The following is a 16,819-nucleotide window of genomic DNA, read 5'->3' as shown; positions in this document are numbered from 1 at the left end:
AGAGCAAAGGCTTTCGGAATGCAAACCCTCTCGCTTCCGGGAAAGCGGGATGGTTAGCGCAACAAGCCGAGGCGCGGAATCTCGACCTTGGGGCAACGGTCCATCACGACCATGAGGCCGGCGGCGTCGGCGCGCTTTGCCGCGGCCTCGTTGACGACGCCGATCTGCATCCACACCGCCTTTGCGCCATGGACGATCGCGTCATCGACCGCGGCGCCCGCGGCGTCGCTGTTGCGGAAGATGTCGACGATTTCGGCGGGCGGCTCGACATCGGCGAGCGTCGCGACGACGGGCGCGCCATGGATCGTCTTGCCCGCGTGGCCGGGGTTGACCGCGATCACATTGTGCCCCTGCGCGATCAGGAAGGCGAGCACGCCGTTCGAGGGACGCGCGGGGTTGGGCGAGGCGCCGACCACCGCGATGCGGCGCGGCGCCCCAAGCAGTTCGCGGATTTCGCCCTCGTCGTTGATCGCCATCATTTGCCCTTTCGTGCATCCAGCCATTCGGCGACCTTCGCCGCTATTGCGTGGAATGGCTCGCCCGCCGGATCGGTTCCGGCCGCGGGAGGGACGCCGCCGTCGCTTGCGAGGCGGATAGCCATCGCCAGCGGCACGCGACCGAGGAAATCGAGCCCCATCACCTTCGCCGCCGCCTCGGCGCCGCCGCTGCCGAACGGGTCGCTGACCTCGCCGCAATGCGGGCAGGCATAGCCCGCCATATTTTCGACCAGCCCGATGATCGGCACGTCGGCCTGCTGGAACAGGTTGATCGCGCGCGTCGCGTCCATCAGCGCCAGATCCTGCGGCGTCGAGACGATCACCGCGCCCGCGGGCTTGTGCTTCTGGATCATCGTCAGCTGGACGTCGCCGGTGCCGGGGGGCAGGTCGACGACGAGCGTGTCGATGTCGCCCCAGCTCGCATCGACCAGCTGTTCGAGCGCCTTGCCCGCCATCGGCCCACGCCACGCGATCGCCTGCCCCGGCTGGGCGATCTGCCCGGTCGAGAGCATCGGCACGCCATAGGCATTGGGCACGGGCGCGAGTTTCGAGCCGCGCGCTTCGGGTTTGACGTCTTCGCTGGCCATCAGGCGCGGCTGCGACGGCCCATAGATGTCGGCGTCGACGAGTCCGACCTTGACGCCGATCCGCCGAAGCGCGACCGCGAGGTTGGCGGCGAGCGTCGATTTGCCGACGCCGCCCTTGCCGCTGCCGACCGCGATGATCGTCATCGTCTTTTTCTCGGCGGTCATTGCGACGCGCACCTCGCGCACGCCCGGCTGTTCGAGCAGGCCGGCGCGCAGCCGGTCCTCCAGCGGTTTGCGGTCGTCGGCGGCAAGTCCCGTGACGTCGAGGACGATGGCGAGCGTGCCCCGGTCGTCGAGGAAGCGCAGGCCCGAGGTGCGACCGCCGCTGAGGTCGGCGGCGATGCTGGCGAGGGGAGCGGGGTCGGTCATGTCTGCGCCGAAATAGGGCCGCCGACGCGCTTTGCCAGCCATTTTCGCGCGCACCCCCTGTTAATCGCGCCCGCCGCCCCTATAAAAGCAATATGAGCGACCAGATTGAAGGCAGCATGGGACGCCGCACCCTCCGGGGATTGCGGCAATTTTTCGATTCGATCAGCCAGATGGCCAACAGCCCGTGGGGCAATGGCCCGGGCAAGGGCGAGGATGACGACGGCAAGGGCGGCGACGGCAAGCGGCCGGGGCCGCGCAACCCCTGGGTCACGCCCGACCCGGCCGACCAGCGCCGCGGGGCAAAACCGCGCGGCCCGTCGGCGCTCGACGAACTGCTGCGCAAGGGACGTGGCGGTTTCGGCGGCGGCGGTTCGGGCGGCGGCGGGTTCGACTTCGCCGATTCGGGACGAATATGGAAATGGGGGATCGTCGCGGTTCTCGCGGTCTGGCTCTTCTTCTCCTCCTTCCACATCGTGCCGCCCGAAAAGGAGGGCGTGGTCACCCGGCTCGGCAGCTATGCGCGCACCGTCGGTCCCGGCGTCAAATTGACCTGGCCGGCGCCGATCGAGCGCATCCGCATGGAGGACGTCCGCGCGATCCGTACGATGGCGATCGGATCGCCCAAAGCGACCGACGAGAACTTCGTGCTGACGCGCGACCAGAGCATCGTCGATCTGGCCTATGAGGTCCGCTGGTCGGTGCGCGCGCCCGAGCTGTTCTTTTTCCAGATCGCCAATCCCGAGGACACGATCCGCGAGGTCGCCGAAAGCGCGATGCGCGCGACGGTCGCCAATTTCGACCTTGTGCAGGCGATCGGCCCCGGCCGCGTCGAGATCGAGGCGCAGGTACAGAGCCGGATGCAGGCGCTGCTCGACGAATATCGCGCCGGCGTGACGATTCAGGGCATCGCGATCCGTCAGGCGGACCCGCCAAGCCAGGTCGACGAGGCGTTCAAGGAAGTCACCGCAGCGCGGCAGGAACGCGAAGCGGCGATCAACCTGGCCCGCGCCTATCAGCAGCAGGTGCTCGAACGCGCGCGCGGCGATACGTCCGCGTTCGACCAGATTTACGAACAATATCGGCTGGCGCCGGAGGTGACCCGCCAGCGGCTTTATTATGAAACGATGGAGGCCGTGTTGTCGAACGTCGACAAGACGATTGTCGAAGCGCGCGGGGTGACCCCCTATCTGCCGCTCAACGAGGTCCAGAGACGACTGCGCGCGCCCGAAGCCGTGACAAAGGGAGGCGAATGATGTTCGCGCCGCTTTTCCGCAATCCCGTGCGCCTGCTGGTCGGCATCGTCGCCCTGCTGGTGCTGTTGTCGATGACGGTGTCGATCGTGCCGGAGGACCGGCAGGCGGTCGTGCTGCGCGTCGGTGAGGTTTATGGCACCAAAAACGCCTATAAGCCGGGCGAACAATTCGGCCGTTCGGGCGCCGGACTGCTCTTCACCATGCCCTTCGCCGATTCGGTGCAGCTGATCGACAAGCGCATCCTGGGCATCAACATGGAGCGCCAGCAGGTGCTCTCGACCGATCAGCAGCGATTGCAGGTCGACGCCTTTGCGCGCTTCCGCATCACCAATCCGGTGCGTATGTATACCGCGATCCGCACCGAGGAGCGCTTGCAGCAGCAGCTCGCGACGATCCTCGGTTCGTCGCTGCGCAACGAACTGGGCAAGCGGACCTTTGCCACCTTGCTGTCGGCCGAACGCGGCGCCGTGATGGACAATATCCAGGTGGCCTTGAACCGCGAGGCGCAGAAATATGGCGCCGCGATCATCGACGTCAGGATCAAGCGCGCCGACCTGCCCGAAGGCGCGACGCTGGAAGCCGCCTACAACCGGATGCGCACCGCGCGGCAGCAGGAAGCGATCTCGATCCGCGCCGAAGGGCAGAAGGAAGCGCAGATCATCCGCGGCAGCGCCGACGGCGAAGCGGCGCGCATCTATGCCGCCAGCTTTGGCAAGGATCCCGAATTTTACGATTTCTACCGCGCGATGCAGAGCTATCGGCAGACCTTCCTCGGCGAGAACAACGAGGGCGGAACGTCGATCATCCTGTCGCCTGACAATGAATATCTGAAACGGTTCAGCGGCGGATAGTCGCGCCCATCGCGCCGATGAACGGAACGTCTCGCGCTTGTTCATGTTCAATCGGCGTTCAGCCGCCCCGCCGCAGAGACCGGCGGCCGGGGTTTGAAGTTTACCTAGACGAAGAGGATTTCCGATCGTGCGTTACGTATATGGCATCACTTCGGCCTTGCTGGCGGGTGGCACCGCGCTGGCGCTGGTCACCCAGTCGCCCGTCGGCGCGCAGGTCGCGCAGAACGAACAGAGCGAAATGGCACGCGTCGTCCCGCGCGCGGGCGCGCCGGACAGCTTTGCCGACCTCGTCGAACAATTGCAGCCTGCGGTCGTCAATATCTCGACCAAGCAGGAAGTGACGCTCGGCGTACGCCTCAACCCCTTTGCCGGCACGCGCGAGCCGATCACGCAGGAGCAGCAGGGCGGCGGATCGGGTTTCCTCATTTCGTCGGACGGCTATATCGTCACCAACAACCACGTCATTTCGGGCGGACCGCGCGGCGAAGCCGTGAACGAGGTTACTGTCACGCTGACCAACCAGCGCGAATATAAGGCGAAGATCGTCGGTCGCGATGTGGCGTCGGACCTTGCGCTGCTCAAGATCGACGCCACCGGCCTGCCCTTCGTCAAATTCGCGCAAGGCAGCCCGGCGCGCGTCGGCGACTGGGTGGTCGCGATCGGCAACCCGCTCGGGCTCGGCTCGACAGTGACCGCGGGGATCATTTCGGCGGTGCAGCGCAACATCGGGCAGGGCGGCGCCTATGACCGCTATATCCAGACCGATACCGCGATCAACCGCGGCAATTCGGGCGGTCCGCTGTTCGACCTGCAGGGCAATGTCGTCGGCATCAACAATATGCTGATCTCTCCCGTCGGCGCGAACATCGGCGTCAATTTCGCGATCCCCGCCGAAGCGGCGATCCCGGTGATCGAGGCGCTGCGCGCGGGCGAGCGACCGCAGCGCGGCTATCTGGGCATCGGCATCGTTCCGGTGACCGAAGACATTGCGGCGGCGCTCGGCCTGCCCAAGGACCGCGGCGAGTTCGTCCAGCGCGTCGAACCCGGCGAAGCGGGCGAAAAGGCCGGGCTGAAGCGCGGCGACGTGGTGCTGAAAGTCAATGGCCGCGATGTCACGCCGCAGCAGACTTTGTCCTACATCGTCGCCAACACCAAGCCCGGCACGCGCATCCCGCTCGAAATCGTGCGCGACGGGCGGACAATGACGCTGAATGCCGTCGTTGGCACGCGCCCGCCCGAAGAGCAGCTCGCCGGGGACAATTTCGACCCCGAAGAGGAACAGACGATGCCCGAGGATCCATCGGGCGCGGCCGACGAGACGATCCAGAACAGCCTGGGCATGGCGGTGCAGCCGTTGACCCCGGCGATCGCGCGCGCCGTCGGCATCGACCCCGACAGCAAGGGGCTCGTCATCGCCGCGGTCGCGGGCAGCAGCGACGCGGGCCGCAAGGGGCTGCGCCGCGGCGACGCGATCCTGAGCGCCAATCGCACGCCGGTCACCTCGGCGGAGGCGCTGGCGAAGGTCATCACCGACGCCAAAAAGGCGGGGCGCGACGCGGTGCTGCTGGAAATCCTGCGGCGCGGCGGCCCGTCGGCCTTCATTGCGATCCGCCTCAAATAAACGGCGACGGACACGGTCGACGCGATCGGGGGCGCTGCGATTGCAGCGCCCCTTTTTCTTGCGGCGGGCATCGGGCTGACCGGGCTCTTCGACGCCGATTCGGCGAGCGTCGGCCGCGGCCTGATGGCGGGGTTCGCGACAGATTTCGCGGCCGCACGCCGCTCCAGCAGGTCATCGGCTCTAAAGCAGGTCGAGACTGCCGAGGTCGAGCGCCTGGCGCGCGGGGCGTTCGGCCATCAGCGCGAACATTTCGTCGCCGCGCGGCGTGCGCTCGACGCTCATCGAGGCGAAGACCGCCATGAAATAGCCGCTGAGCGCGCCGACGCGATAATCGGTCCATAACGCATCAGGATCGGGCGCTATGCCGCGCGCCCGAAGCGCGGCGATCCACTGGTCGAACGCCGGCCGGTCGGCGGCGGCGCGCTCGGCCGGATCGGCGATGCTGGTGCCGACGAGATAGGCCAGGTCGGCGGCGCCGCTGCCGCGCCCCAGCGTCTGCCAGTCGACGAGCCAGCAGGCCTGGCCGTCCGGCGCGAACAGGATATTGTCGATGCGCAGGTCGCCGTGGACGATCGTGCGCGCGGCGGGTTCGCGCGCGAGATAGCAGTCGAGCCGCTGGACGATTCCGGCGCCGAGGTCCAGCACCTCGGACGCGAGCCGCGCCGCATAGCGTTCGCGAAACCCGGCATAGAGCTGCGGGAACAGCGCGCGCACCACATCGCCATTGTCGCGCGCGAGCCAGGGCAGCGTGCCCAGCCGCGGGTCGTTCCAGAGCAGGGCGTGCAGCGCCGCCGCCGCGTCGATGCAGGGGACGAGCCAGGCGGCGTCGATACCCGCGAGCTGATCGCCCTGCCGGGCGGGCGCGAGATCGGCGAGGATGAGGATGAAATCGACACCATCGCCCGCAATTTCGGCATGATGGCACTGCGGCGCCGCGACACCGCTGTCCGCCGCGAGTTCGCGATACCAGCTGACTTCCTTGACATAGGTGCCGGTCAGCCGCGCGATATGGCGGCTCGCTTCGTCGTGGCTCGGACATTTGGCGATTACGCTCGTCGGGCCGCGCACATCGTCCGCCCAGTCGAGCGTCAGGCGGAAGCTGTCGCACATCTGCCCCGTGCCGACCTTGGCCGCGGTAAAGCCCCGGAGCTGGCCGGGATGCCCCAGCACCGCGCCGAGCCAGTCGGGCGTCATCGCGCCGGGCGCGGTCGGAAAACTCAAGGCGCGGGGTCCATCAGCCCCGACAGGCCGGTCGGCGCGTGCGGCCCGACGAACAATTGTTCGAGCACGCCGACGCCGCGGTGGAGCGTGCCGCCATCGGAAAGGTCGGCGGTGACGAGCGCCTGGATGTGCATCGCGAGCGGATTGGCCCAGCGGCGCTCCTCGGCAGTGAGCGCGTCGTGCGCCACCGCCAGGTCCGGCCCATGGTCGAGCCCGTGCCCCCAGACGGGGTGGGTATAGCCGAGCCCGCTCATCGCAACGACGGGGCCGGTCGGGGTCAAGGTCAGCCGCCGGTCGCTGCCGAGGTCGGCGGACAGGTCGGCGATGCGCCGCGTTCCGGGCTGCCAGCTGATTGCAAAGCGCGCGGCGTCGAAATGCGTCTCGGTCCCCTTGTCGGTCACGATGACGGCGCGGCGGTTCCACGGCGCGCCAGCGGCATCGTCGTTGCTGTGAAAGAAGAGCGAGCGGTCGGCGAAATTGCACGGCGTCCACAGCCAGAAGAATTGCGCGAAATTGCCCCCCGGTGGTGGCTGCGGCTCGCTTGCGCCGACCGGGCGGATGCCCCAGCTGCGGTCGCGTGTGCCCGTCCAGCCATCGGCGACATCGACGCGCTGGCCGCCGACCGACAACCAGCCCGACCAGCGGCCGTTCTGCGTCATGCGCGTATAGTCCATGAACAGCCGCGTGCCGTTGCGGCGCGTGAAGCGCGGTTCCTCGATCGGGAAATGGCGCCCGGCGAAGCGCAGCTCGCCTGCGAGCAGCCCGTCGTTCGGCGCGATGCGCAGCGTCACCGTTTCAAGCGGCGCGTCGATTGTAATTGCGACCGGCCCGACCGACAGGTCGAGCCGTTCGCCGTCCGACCGGCGGCTGGCGTGCAGGATATGCTGGACATCATCGACGATGACCGAAAAGCTGGCGTCGACAATGCCGAGCTGCGGATAAAAGCCCATCGCCGCGGCGAAAAAGACCGACCCGTCGGGCGCATAGCCGTTGAAGAAATAGCGGTCGTAAAAATTGCGGTCGGCGCCCGCGAACGCGATCGGCTCGGCGCGCTGGTGCAGCGGGTAATCGTCGCCCTTGGTCAGCATCGTCCCTCATCCCGTTTTTTGTTGCAACCTAACGGGATGGACGCGCGCGTCAATGCACCGGCGGATCGACGGGCGGGACGGCGTGGACGGGCGCGACGGGTTCGCCGGGATCGCGCGGCGGCAGCGCGTCGGCCGGGATGTCGGTAATCTGCATGTCGGGGGTCGGCACGTCGGCCAGATTGCGCACGCGCACCGACAGCGCGCGGCCCCTGACCAGCAGGTCGTTGAAGCTGGGCGGGGTCGAACGGATGCGCTGCGACAGCGTCCCGGCGCCGATCATGCGGATCGGCCCGCCCGCGGTCTGTTTCACCAGGTCGAAAGCATCATGGACGTGGCCGGTCAGCACCGCCGCGACGCCGCGCTTTGCCAAGGCCGCCAGCGCGCGCTCGCCGCCGCGGGTCAGCGCGCGGCCTTTCGTGCCCGCCTCGACCAGCGGATGATGCGCGGTGACGAGTGGCATGGCGCCGGGGGGCAGCGCGTCGATCGCGGCGAGCGTGCGGGCGAGCGCCTTGTCGGTCACCCATCCTTTCGACCAGTCGAGCCGCCACTGCGCGCGCGCGGTGGTCTTGAGCGACACGATCGCCAGGCCGGGCAGGTCGATTTCGCGCTCGACGAGCCGTTCGATGCGGCGGATACGGCGATAGGGATGAAAGAAGCGCGCGACCGGATTGAAATAGGGCAGGTCGTGGTTGCCGACCTCGACCGTCACGGGCACGTCGAGCGTTTCGATCCAGTCGCACGCTGCGGCAAACTCATGCGCGCGCGCGCGCATCGTGAGGTCGCCGGTGATGAGGACCGCGTCGGGGCGCTCGGCGCGGACGCAGTCGGTAAACCAGTCGAGCGCCGCCGGGTCTTCGAGCCCGAAATGCAGGTCGCTGATATGAAAGAGCCGTGTCATGCCGTCGCGATGAAATCGACCGTGCTCGTGCCGAGCGCGAAGCGCGCGGGCGATTCCGTTTCCTTGAGTTCGCCGTCATATTCGAGGCTGATCGGCGCGTCGCTTTCGAGGATGATCGTGTCGCCGGTCGCGACGTGCTCGCTCGGCCCGTCGCGAAAATCGCCGCCGAGCCAGGCGAGGCCGTGGCGGAGCACATCGGCGGAGCCTTCGGCGACGATGCCGTCGGCGCGGATGCCGTGCGGGGTGGGGGTCAGGATGATCGCGGGCCAGTCGCGGTCCTGACCCGCGACGCGCACGCCGGGCGCGTTCATCATCGCGTCGAGCGCCTCGGGCGCCGCGCGGCTCGCCTCGATCAGCCCGTCCTGCCGCATCGTTTCGCGCACTTCGGCCCAGCGCGTCGCGGGGCCGGCGACGATGGTGATGAAGGCATCGCCGTCTTTTGAACGGAGCATCGGCACCGGGCGTCGGTGGCCTTTGCCCCGCAGCACGTCCGCCAATATGTCGGGCGCGTCGCGGTCGCCGTGGAGCGCCTTCGACAGGAGGTTGAGCGTGCCGCCGGGCAGCGGCAGGATCGCGCCGTCCCACCCCGCCGCACCGCCTGCCGCCGCGTTGATCGTGCCGTCGCCGGTCCAGACGATCAGGAGGTCGATCTGCTGCCGGGCCAGTTCGGCGGCGTCGGGAATCGCGTCATCGGGCAGCGCAAAGGTCGCGGCGAGCGGCGCGCCCTGTTCGCGGCAGACCGCCCCGATCGCTTCGAGGACGGCCTCGTCGTGGCTGCCGCTGTGGCTGTTGCAGACAAGGGCGGGGCGGGAAAAGGGGCAGGTCATCGCCTTCTTCTACGCGCGAGCGGACAAAAGGTCGCGCGCCGCGCCAATGTTACGCGCTTGTGACGCGCCGCGCGGCGCTGTAGGGCGCGGCGGGATGGCGGCGCGGCTTTGCAAGGGACGGCGATTGATCAAGATCCTCTTCGTGCTGCTGCTGCTCGTGCTGCTGTTCGGCGGCGGCGCCAGGATGATCGCCGCGGGCGGCGCGAAATCGCTCAACCTGGCCGACCGGCTGCTGGGGCAGGGCGATGGCGCGCGGCTGCTGATCGCCGACCAGCCCTATGGCCGCGGGCCGCGCCAGTCGCTCGACATCTGGGTGCCGGGCAGCCTGCGCGAAGGCGACCGGCTGCCCGTCGTGGTCTTTTTCTATGGCGGCGGCTGGAACAGCGGCGAGCGCGGCCATTATGGTTTCGCGGGACGCGCGCTCGCGCGGCAGGGCTTTGTCGTCGTGATCCCCGATTACCGGCTGGTGCCGAAGGCGCATTGGCCCGATTTTCTGGAAGACAGCGCCGCGGCGGTCGCGTGGACGCATGAGCATATCGCGAAGCTCGGCGGCGATCCCGACCGGATCGCGCTGATGGGGCATTCGGCGGGCGCCTATAATGCCGCGATGCTCGCGCTCGACCCGCAATGGTTGCGCGCCGCGAAAAGCGATCCGTCGATCGTCCGCGGCGTCGCGGGCCTTGCCGGGCCTTATGACTTCCTGCCGCTCGAAAAGGGCGGCCGCGCCGACAAGGCGATGGGCAAGGTTCGGCCGATCGAGCGGACGCAGCCGATCCATTTCGCGCGCGGCGACGCGCCGCCGCTTTGGCTTGCGAGCGGCGACGAGGATGATGTGGTGCGCCCGCGCAACAGCCAGAACCTCGCCGCCGCGATCGAGCGCGCGGGCGGGTCGGCGACGCTGCGCATCTATCCCGGCGTCGGCCACACCGGGATCGTCATGGCGCTCGCCGCGCCCTTTCGCAACCGCGGGCCGGTGCTCGACGAAGCGAGCGATTTCCTTCGCGGTGTCACCGCGCGCCGCATCGCGCCGGTGGACGCAGAGCGATGACCGGCCCGATAGCGGCGATCGTCCTCGCGGGCAGCCGTCCCGGCGCCGACCCGCTGCTGGCGGGCAGCGGGGTGCCCACCAAGGCGCTGCTCCCCGTCGCGGGGCAGCCGATGCTGATCCATGTCGTGACCGCGCTGCGCGCCGCGCCAGAGGTAGGGGCGATCACCATATTGGCGCAGGACAGCGCAGCGCTCGCCGCCGAACCGGGCCTTGCGGGCATCGCCGACCTGCATTTTGCCACATCGGGGGAGGGGATCAGCAGCTCGCTCGCCGCCGCATTGCCGCCGGGCGACGATCCGCTGCTCGTGACCACCGCCGACAATGTGCTGCTCACCCCGGCGATGATCGCCGAGTTCCTGCGCGGCGCGGTGGACAGCGACGTCGCAGTCGCGATGGTCGAGCGTGACGTGCTGCTGGCGCACTATCCCGAATCGCGGCGGACCTGGCTGAAGTTCCGGGGCGGCTGGTGGTCGGGGGCGAACCTGTTTCGGCTGCGCGGGCAGCGCGTCCTGCCATTGCTCGATTTCTGGGGGCGGATCGAGCGTGACCGCAAAAAGGGGCTGAAGATTATCGCGGCTTTCGGCCCGTGGCTGCTCATCGGCGCGCTGCTGCGCCTGTTCACCATCCAGCAAGGGGTGGCGCGCGCGGGGCGGCGCTTTGGCCTTGCGGCGAAAGTGGTGCCGATGAGCGACCCCGTGGCGTGCATCGACGCCGACAAGCCCGCCGACATCGCGCTGATCGAAGCGATATTTGCCGCGCGGGGCGAAGCGGCTATAGGGCGGCGCCTATGACCATTTCCAAAGCCATCATCCTGTCGGCCGGACAGGGATCGCGTCTGTTGCCGTTGACGCGCGACATTCCCAAATGTCTGATCGAACTGGGGGGCCGCAGCCTCATCAGCTGGCAGGTCGCGGCGCTCGTCGCGAACGGGATCAGGGACATCGTCGTCGTCACGGGGTTCCGCACCGAACGCGTCGAGGATCATGCGCTGCAACTCTATCGCGACACGGGCGCGCGCATCCGCACGCTGTTCAATCCCTTCTTTCAGGTCGCCGACAATCTGGGCACCTGCTGGATCGCGCGCGAGGAAATGGACCGCGATTTCATCATTTTGAACGGCGACACCATCGTTTCGGACGAGATCGTCGCGCGACTGATCGACGGGGTGAAGGAGCCGATCACCGTCACCGTCGATGTCAAAGCCGATTATGACGACGACGATATGAAGGTGAACCGCGACGCCGAGGGGCGGCTCCACCAGATCGGCAAGCGGCTGCTGCCCCCCGATACCAATGCCGAATCGATCGGGATGCTCGCCTTCACCGGCGACGGCCCGTCGATCTTCCGCAACCAGGTCGACCAGATGATGCGCACCCCCGACGGGGTCGAGCGCTGGTATCTGCGCGCGATCGACGTCATCGCCAAGGGCAACCGCGTCGGCACCGTGTCGATCGAGGGGCTCGAATGGCAGGAAGTCGACTTTCCGCAGGATGTCGAGGCCGCCGAGGCGCTCACCGCCAAATGGGTGGCCGAAGGCCGCTACGCGAAATAGGGTTTGAGCCAGCCGGTGAGCGCGGCGATCTGGCTTTCGTCGAGCTTTACCGCCTGCCCCAGATCGGGCTGCCCCGGCCAGCCGGCATCGGCGACCGTTATCCCGGCGCCGCTGCGCTCGCCATCATAGCGCGGCAGGACGTGGAAATGGACGTGGGGGTCGACCATCATCAGCATCAGATAATTGATCTTGGCATAGCCGACGGCCTGCCTCAGCGCCGCCTCGATGGCGGCGGTGACGGTCTTGAGCTCGGCGTGAGCCGCGGCGGGCAGGTCGCCGAACGCCGTGGCGTCCGATTTCGCCGCGAGCACCAGCGCGCCGAGCGTCGGCTGCGCGGGGCGAAGCAGCACGACCCAATGCGCATAGTCGGCGATCAGCGTCGCCGGGTGGCCGAACTTTGCGATGGTTTCGTTCATGCTTCCTCCATCCAGCTGACAATAGGGCGCCCAGCGCGCCGCTCTGCATAGGCTTGCACCAACTGCACCGCATGGACGACCAGCGAGATGACCGTCCACCACGCCACCGCGATCAGCCCGATGTCGGGGCGTCCGGCGAGCGTCGCGAAGAACAGGATTGCGAAATTGGGATTGCGCCGCGCGGTGATCAGGCGGAACTGGCTGTCGAACCGGCGCCAGACATGGATGTCCATGCCGAAATCCTTGATGAACAACCCCTCGATCACGCGCTGGAGCACATAGCCCGCGACCACAGCAATCATCACCAGCAGGAAGGTCTGATCGGGCAGCGCGAGACCCCAGGCGCCGAGCCCGACGCCCCAGAAATACCACCAGAAGGGCGGGTGAATGAGGTCGACGCCATGGTCGGCGACATTGCCCCATTTCGACGAAGTGATCGTGCAGCGCGCGAGCTTTCCATCGACGGTGTCGAGCACCATGAAGATGAAGCCCGCGAGCATCCCCTCCCAATACTGGCCCTGCGCAAAGAGCCAGGTCGCATAGATGCACAGCGCCGCGCCGATCGCCGTCACCATGTTCGGCGTCATGCCGATGCTCGCCGCACCGCGCGTCAGCCATAGCGCAAGTTCGGGCCAGAGATATTTGGTCAGCGCGTCGGTCACGCCCTTATAGGCGCCGAAATAGCTCTTCCGCTCGATCGCGCGCCGCGTTTCGCGGGTCAGCGGCTGAATGAAGGGGCAGTCGAGCTTGCGCAGCTGGCGGTTATAGATTTGCGGATTGCCCTGATAGTCGATGATCGACAGCGTGCTGCGGTTGGCCGCAATATCGTCCGGCGTCATGCCGCCGACCAGATGCGCCATCACCAGCGCATCGCCGTCCATCACCACCGTGCCGGGCAGCGCGACGACGTGGCGCAACCACACGGGATCGAAGACATAGGCCAGATTGACGTAAAGCCGCGCGCCCGATGCGCCCGGCGTGTCGGGCAGTCCCTCGGCGCGCGCCAGCCGCCGCAGGCGCTCGGCGTTGGTCATGCCCCAGATGAGGGTGGGATTGTCGCCGATCGGCGTCAGCGCGGGGAGGGGTTTGGCGTCGGTCATCCGCCGCTCTTATCCTGCCCGGCGTCCTTTGCAAGAAAGTGCAGGATCGCCTCGGCGCCGCGCGCCGCCGCGCCTGCGGGATCGCCGCCGATCGATTCGGCGAGGCGCGCGCGCTGGGCATCGGCATAGAGCGGATGGCGGCCGGGGGCGGCGTCGAGCGCGGCGGGCAGGTCGGCGAGGTCATCGACGACATCGCCAAGCGTCCAGAAGAGATAGTCGGGATCGCCGACCCAGTCGACCCGATGCGCGTTGAGGAAGACACACGGTCGAGGCTTCGCCAGAAACTCATACACCTGGCTGCTGACATCGCCGAGATAGAGGTCGGCGCCGCTGGTATAACTCATGTCGAACAGGCGTTCGGAGCCCAGGTCGACAAGGATTTTGCCCGGAATGGCGCGGCGTTCGACTTCGGCCCGTTCGGCGTCGCTCGCTTCGGCGAACAGGCGGACGTGCGGAGCGACGATCAGGTTGTAGCGGTCCTGCGCCGCGACCCAGTCGATGATTCCGCGCCCGAACCGGTCCCACGACGACAGGTCGCGCCGGAAATGCGGGGCATAGAGGATCGTCGGTCGGTCATTGTCGAAAATCGGCGCGCGCGACTTTTGCAGGCGGCGCATCAGGTCGAGCTTCACATAGCCGGTGACCGCATAATGGCCGGGGCGGATCGTCCCGGCCTCGATCATCCGTGCCTCGCTCTTTTCGCCCGCGACGAGTGCGAAATCGAAACGGCGGTCGCGCGCGTCGAAGGTGATCGCACGGTCGCCCGCGCCGTGCGGCGTGAAGATGAGGCGCGTCCGGCGCGGCAGGAAATGACGGATGCTGGTCGTCGTCCGTTCGGGGACGACGATCGCGTCGAACCGGCGGAGGAAGGGCAGCGCGTCGAGCAGGATCGGCAGGCGCGGATTGCGGAACAGGCCGCGCGCGCGCAGCCAGCGCGCGAGGCCCTTTTGCCCGAGCAGCGTGATTTGCGGCGCAAAGCCCGGATAGGCGAGCATGACCTGCTGCGCGACGGGCAGATGATCGGCGCTTGCCACCGCGACCTCGACGGGCTGACCCTTCGCGGCCATTTCGGCGGCGATGGGCAGCGCGTGGAACAGGTGGTGCGGCTCGCCGATGAAGAGGAAGAGGATGCGCATCAACGAACCTCCGTTGACGCCCCTGCGGCGGCATCCTCGAAATCGGCGACCTGCCAGCCATGTTGGGCGGCAAGCCGCACAACCTTGGCGCTACGCCCGACGAGCCACGCCTCGCGCGCCAGCGCAAAGGTCGGCGCGTCGCTGACATGATCCGAATAGGCGCGGATATGCGCGTTCCCGGCGCCGTTGGCGGCGAGCCATTCGGCGACGCGCCGCGCCTTTTCGGCGCCATAGCAATTGGAGCCGTCGAGCGCCGGCAGCCAGTTGCCGTCCGCGTCGCGGCGATGGCGCGAGGCGACAATGGCATCGAAACCGAGCGCGTCGGCGATTGCGCCCGCGTAAAACTCGGGCGCCGCGGTCGCCATCAGCAGCCGGAAGCCTTCGGCGCGGTCGCGCGCGATGCAGGCGGCGGCGCCCGGCGGCACGTCGCGCGGCACGCGCCACGCGGCGAACCGCACGGCGAGCCGCCGGGCGCGCGTCGGCGCGATGCTGGCGCCGAGCATCAGCCGGATCGCCGCGGGCTTGAACCGGTCGCGGCCATAGAGGCCGAGCGCATGGCCGATCATCAGCGCCGCCAGCGCCGGGAGCAGCAGCAGCCGCCACGGTGCGTCGCGCCACGCCGCCCACAGCAGGAACAGCGTGAAGGTCGGGGTGCGCAGCACGGTGCGGTCGAGGTCATAGACGGCGACGCGGGGCGGGGTGTCGGTCATCGGTCGGCGGGTCCGATCAGGCGGAGGCGGCGCGCCGTCTTGCCGAGCGAGGCGCGATCGGCGAGCGGCAGCGCAAAGCGCAGCGCCAGCCAGATCGCCGCCGCGGCGATGATGAGCAGCAAGGGCAGCGCGACCGGGTCGGGGAGCAGGTCGGCGAGCATCGCGGCAAGCCCGGCGACGATCGTGACGCCGATCCCGCGCAGCGCGACCGCGGGGAATTGCGCATCGAAGGGATGGAGCCGCTCGACCACGGCGAGTTGCAGCGTCGGGATTGCGGCCATCACGACCAGCCCGATCGCCGTCGCCAGCGTCACGCCGGTCAGCGGATCGATATGGCCGACCATCAGCCATCCGGCGGCGACGGCGACGGCAACCCCGATGATGCTGGCGGTGAGCTGGTGGCGAAAGGCGGCGACGACCTGCAACACCGGCGCGGAGATGCCGAGCACCGCCTCGACCGCGCGCGCGAAAAGCAGGATGACCAGCGCCGCCTGCGCCGCCTGCGCCTGATCGCCGAACAGGCTGAGCAGCGAGGCGCTGCCGGCGGCGAGCACGGCGGCGAGCGGCAGCGCGATCGCCGCGATCAGCCGCGTCGCATAGGCATAGATGTCGGCAACCTGTCGCCGGTCGCGACGCTCGGCGCTCGCGGCGAGTGGCGCCATGACATAGGTGAAGGCGATGCGCACAAGCTGCACCACGCTCGACAGCTTGCGCGCAATGGTGAAGAGGCCCGCCGCCGCGGCCCCCGCCGCGCCGGGGAGCAGCATGTTGAGGACCAGCGCGGGCGCGTCGCCGAACAGCCGCGTGATGACATTCGAGGGAAGGATCGACAGCCCCGCCCAGAAAGTGTCGCGCGACGTCTGACCGTCCCACGGACCGCGCCAAAGATCGGCAAAGCTATATTGCCGCGCAAGCAGGCGGACCGACAGCGCGGCGGTGATCGCCAGCGAGCAGAGATGCGCGATGAACAGGCCCTTGAGGCCGAAGCCGCCCGCAAAGAACAGGCCCGCGAAGACGAGGCGCAGCAATTGCTCCCACACGATCCGCAGCCGGATTTCGGCGCCGAACACCATCCGCGCGCGCAGCGCCGAGGTCGCGATTTCGACGAACGCCCAGAGCGGCAGCGCCCAGACGAAAATCCGGATCGCCGGGATGACGAGCGGGCGGTCCTTTGCCGCGACGTTGAGAAGCGGCCCCAGCTCGGCGGCGAACAGGGTAATCAGCGCAGCGACAAGGATGCAGGGGCCGACGCCGAAGATCATCGCGGTGCGCAGCGCCGCCGCCGCCTCGACATCGCTTGCCGATTGCGGGACGGTGCGCTGCATCGCGCTGGTCATGCCGAGGTCGAAGATATTTTCGATGAGGTTCACCGCCGCCCACAGCACGGCGTAAAGGCCGTAACCCGCAAGCCCGAACATCAGCACATAGAGCGGCTGCGCGACGATCTCGACCACCGCGCCGAGGCGCGCGAGGACCGTCGTGCCGAGCCCGCGCGCGACGCTGCGGCTGGTGACGGCAGAATGGTCGGCGTCGTCGCTCATCGTTGCCGCCCCTAGCGGCTCGTCAGCCGCGCCGCCAGCGGCTTTCGCGAATTGCCGGCGCATCACCCCCCTTGTCGCCGCCGCCAATCGGGTCTAGTCGGACC

Annotated in this window: 17 protein-coding genes; 6 read left to right on the top strand and 11 right to left on the bottom strand. The window is 68.3% G+C overall.

Going from position 1 to position 16,819, the window contains the following annotated elements; genetic code table 11:
- Window positions 1-53: 53 nt before the first annotated feature.
- Both SALA_RS11460 and SALA_RS11455 read right to left on the bottom strand, forming a co-directional pair.
- Window positions 54-476 (bottom strand): CoA-binding protein, encoded by a 423-nt coding sequence (locus SALA_RS11460; RefSeq protein WP_011542536.1) that lies wholly within the window; start codon window positions 474-476, stop codon window positions 54-56.
- Window positions 476-1,453 (bottom strand): Mrp/NBP35 family ATP-binding protein, encoded by a 978-nt coding sequence (locus tag SALA_RS11455; protein WP_041384072.1) that lies wholly within the window; start codon window positions 1,451-1,453, stop codon window positions 476-478. Before SALA_RS11455 ends, SALA_RS11460 begins: the two co-directional genes overlap by 1 nt.
- Window positions 1,454-1,545: 92 nt before the next feature.
- Here SALA_RS11455 and hflK point away from each other — a divergent pair, with 92 nt between their 5' ends.
- The 3 genes from hflK to SALA_RS11440 all read left to right on the top strand — a co-directional run bounded on the left by hflK (window position 1,546) and on the right by SALA_RS11440 (window position 5,178).
- Window positions 1,546-2,706 (top strand): protease modulator HflK, encoded by a 1,161-nt coding sequence (hflK, locus tag SALA_RS11450; RefSeq protein ID WP_011542534.1) that lies wholly within the window; start codon window positions 1,546-1,548, stop codon window positions 2,704-2,706.
- Window positions 2,706-3,557 carry a protease modulator HflC gene (gene hflC / locus SALA_RS11445; RefSeq protein WP_011542533.1) on the top strand — a complete coding sequence of 284 codons (852 nt, stop codon included), beginning with the start codon at window positions 2,706-2,708 and terminating at the stop codon, window positions 3,555-3,557. Before hflK ends, hflC begins: the two co-directional genes overlap by 1 nt.
- A gap of 127 nt (window positions 3,558-3,684) precedes the next feature.
- Complete coding sequence (locus SALA_RS11440) at window positions 3,685-5,178, top strand: trypsin-like peptidase domain-containing protein (RefSeq protein ID WP_011542532.1); 1,494 nt, start codon at window positions 3,685-3,687, stop codon at window positions 5,176-5,178.
- A gap of 180 nt (window positions 5,179-5,358) precedes the next feature.
- Here SALA_RS11440 and SALA_RS11435 read toward each other — a convergent pair whose 3' ends face one another.
- Genes SALA_RS11435 through SALA_RS11420 form a run of 4 tightly spaced genes read right to left on the bottom strand, consistent with a single transcriptional unit; the run spans window position 5,359 to window position 9,212 of the window.
- Window positions 5,359-6,399 carry a phosphotransferase family protein gene (locus SALA_RS11435; RefSeq protein WP_011542531.1) on the bottom strand — a complete coding sequence of 347 codons (1,041 nt, stop codon included), beginning with the start codon at window positions 6,397-6,399 and terminating at the stop codon, window positions 5,359-5,361.
- Complete coding sequence (locus SALA_RS11430) at window positions 6,396-7,487, bottom strand: hypothetical protein (RefSeq protein WP_011542530.1); 1,092 nt, start codon at window positions 7,485-7,487, stop codon at window positions 6,396-6,398. The genes SALA_RS11435 and SALA_RS11430 overlap by 4 nt, the downstream gene beginning before the upstream one ends.
- A 49-nt stretch (window positions 7,488-7,536) precedes the next feature.
- A complete protein-coding gene (locus tag SALA_RS11425) occupies window positions 7,537-8,385 on the bottom strand; it encodes a metallophosphoesterase family protein (RefSeq protein WP_011542529.1) in 849 nt (282 codons plus the stop codon).
- Entirely contained in the window at window positions 8,382-9,212 is an 831-nt protein-coding gene (locus SALA_RS11420) for a diacylglycerol/lipid kinase family protein (protein ID WP_011542528.1), read from the bottom strand. Before SALA_RS11420 ends, SALA_RS11425 begins: the two co-directional genes overlap by 4 nt.
- Window positions 9,213-9,336: 124 nt before the next feature.
- Here SALA_RS11420 and SALA_RS11415 point away from each other — a divergent pair, with 124 nt between their 5' ends.
- Genes SALA_RS11415 through SALA_RS11405 form a run of 3 tightly spaced genes read left to right on the top strand, consistent with a single transcriptional unit; the run spans window position 9,337 to window position 11,812 of the window.
- Window positions 9,337-10,260 carry an alpha/beta hydrolase gene (locus SALA_RS11415; RefSeq protein WP_041383288.1) on the top strand — a complete coding sequence of 308 codons (924 nt, stop codon included), beginning with the start codon at window positions 9,337-9,339 and terminating at the stop codon, window positions 10,258-10,260.
- Entirely contained in the window at window positions 10,257-11,051 is a 795-nt protein-coding gene (locus tag SALA_RS11410) for a nucleotidyltransferase family protein (protein WP_011542526.1), read from the top strand. Before SALA_RS11415 ends, SALA_RS11410 begins: the two co-directional genes overlap by 4 nt.
- Window positions 11,048-11,812, top strand: coding sequence for a sugar phosphate nucleotidyltransferase (locus tag SALA_RS11405; protein WP_011542525.1), 765 nt, complete (start codon window positions 11,048-11,050; stop codon window positions 11,810-11,812). The genes SALA_RS11410 and SALA_RS11405 overlap by 4 nt, the downstream gene beginning before the upstream one ends.
- Here the strand turns inward: SALA_RS11405 and SALA_RS11400 are convergent.
- From SALA_RS11400 to SALA_RS11380, 5 genes are read right to left on the bottom strand one after another with little or no spacing between them, the layout of a single operon-like run.
- A complete protein-coding gene (locus SALA_RS11400) occupies window positions 11,800-12,228 on the bottom strand; it encodes an HIT family protein (RefSeq protein WP_011542524.1) in 429 nt (142 codons plus the stop codon). The two genes, SALA_RS11405 and SALA_RS11400, sit on opposite strands and share 13 nt — an antisense overlap.
- Entirely contained in the window at window positions 12,225-13,328 is a 1,104-nt protein-coding gene (locus tag SALA_RS11395) for a CDP-alcohol phosphatidyltransferase family protein (RefSeq protein ID WP_011542523.1), read from the bottom strand. Before SALA_RS11395 ends, SALA_RS11400 begins: the two co-directional genes overlap by 4 nt.
- Window positions 13,325-14,464, bottom strand: coding sequence for a hypothetical protein (locus SALA_RS11390; protein WP_011542522.1), 1,140 nt, complete (start codon window positions 14,462-14,464; stop codon window positions 13,325-13,327). Before SALA_RS11390 ends, SALA_RS11395 begins: the two co-directional genes overlap by 4 nt.
- Window positions 14,464-15,174, bottom strand: a complete 711-nt coding sequence (locus tag SALA_RS11385) for an HAD family hydrolase (RefSeq protein ID WP_011542521.1) — start codon at window positions 15,172-15,174, stop codon at window positions 14,464-14,466. Before SALA_RS11385 ends, SALA_RS11390 begins: the two co-directional genes overlap by 1 nt.
- Entirely contained in the window at window positions 15,171-16,715 is a 1,545-nt protein-coding gene (locus SALA_RS11380) for a lipopolysaccharide biosynthesis protein (RefSeq protein WP_041384069.1), read from the bottom strand. The genes SALA_RS11385 and SALA_RS11380 overlap by 4 nt, the downstream gene beginning before the upstream one ends.
- Window positions 16,716-16,819 lie beyond the last annotated feature (104 nt).

Origin of the sequence: Sphingopyxis alaskensis RB2256 (genome assembly GCF_000013985.1) — a bacterium.
GTDB lineage: Bacteria > Pseudomonadota > Alphaproteobacteria > Sphingomonadales > Sphingomonadaceae > Sphingopyxis > Sphingopyxis alaskensis.
This window is presented reverse-complemented; position numbering and strand designations above follow the sequence as displayed.

Excerpts from the sequence above, each read along its gene's own strand:
- SALA_RS11420 (WP_011542528.1), bottom strand. The coding sequence starts at position 9,212 with ATGACCTGCCCCTTTTCCCGCCCCGCCCTTGTCTGCAACAGCCACAGC.
- SALA_RS11460 (WP_011542536.1), bottom strand. The coding sequence starts at position 476 with ATGGCGATCAACGACGAGGGCGAAATCCGCGAACTGCTTGGGGCGCCG.
- hflC (WP_011542533.1), top strand. The coding sequence starts at position 2,706 with ATGTTCGCGCCGCTTTTCCGCAATCCCGTGCGCCTGCTGGTCGGCATC.
- SALA_RS11410 (WP_011542526.1), top strand. The coding sequence starts at position 10,257 with ATGACCGGCCCGATAGCGGCGATCGTCCTCGCGGGCAGCCGTCCCGGC.
- SALA_RS11385 (WP_011542521.1), bottom strand. The coding sequence starts at position 15,174 with ATGACCGACACCCCGCCCCGCGTCGCCGTCTATGACCTCGACCGCACC.
- SALA_RS11380 (WP_041384069.1), bottom strand. The coding sequence starts at position 16,715 with ATGAGCGACGACGCCGACCATTCTGCCGTCACCAGCCGCAGCGTCGCG.
- SALA_RS11405 (WP_011542525.1), top strand. The coding sequence starts at position 11,048 with ATGACCATTTCCAAAGCCATCATCCTGTCGGCCGGACAGGGATCGCGT.
- SALA_RS11455 (WP_041384072.1), bottom strand. The coding sequence starts at position 1,453 with ATGACCGACCCCGCTCCCCTCGCCAGCATCGCCGCCGACCTCAGCGGC.
- SALA_RS11430 (WP_011542530.1), bottom strand. The coding sequence starts at position 7,487 with ATGCTGACCAAGGGCGACGATTACCCGCTGCACCAGCGCGCCGAGCCG.
- SALA_RS11395 (WP_011542523.1), bottom strand. The coding sequence starts at position 13,328 with ATGACCGACGCCAAACCCCTCCCCGCGCTGACGCCGATCGGCGACAAT.
- SALA_RS11425 (WP_011542529.1), bottom strand. The coding sequence starts at position 8,385 with ATGACACGGCTCTTTCATATCAGCGACCTGCATTTCGGGCTCGAAGAC.
- SALA_RS11400 (WP_011542524.1), bottom strand. The coding sequence starts at position 12,228 with ATGAACGAAACCATCGCAAAGTTCGGCCACCCGGCGACGCTGATCGCC.
- SALA_RS11390 (WP_011542522.1), bottom strand. The coding sequence starts at position 14,464 with ATGCGCATCCTCTTCCTCTTCATCGGCGAGCCGCACCACCTGTTCCAC.
- hflK (WP_011542534.1), top strand. The coding sequence starts at position 1,546 with ATGAGCGACCAGATTGAAGGCAGCATGGGACGCCGCACCCTCCGGGGA.